A 262-nucleotide genomic window follows, 5' to 3' on the forward strand; every position below is an offset into this window, starting at 1 on the left:
TTATTTTTTCTGGCTTTAGTTTCATGTTCATTAATAGCATCAGAGAGAAAACTGCAATTACTGGCGCGATATGATGTAGCTCAACCTGCTTTACAACTGGCTGAACCAATCTCTACGGAGTTTCGTCATCACGTTCTCAAAGTTGCTGTCGCTGGGCAACCACAACCGCCCCTTTTTATGGATATAGATACCCGACGATTCGAAGGCGTGAGTGCGGTTTATCTCTCACTGATTCAGAATATGCTGGATACCACAAAAGAAT

General features: G+C 42.7%; 1 protein-coding gene. It reads left to right on the plus strand.

Annotation, left to right across the window (positions count from 1 at the left end):
• Positions 1-9: 9 nt before the first annotated feature.
• On the plus strand, positions 10-262 hold a 253-nt coding region (locus KVT28_RS25405), incomplete at its 3' end, for a hypothetical protein (protein WP_254633664.1).

The sequence above is a fragment of the Pantoea sp. GbtcB22 genome (assembly GCF_019091025.1).
GTDB classification, from domain to species: Bacteria; Pseudomonadota; Gammaproteobacteria; order Enterobacterales; family Enterobacteriaceae; genus Pantoea; species Pantoea leporis.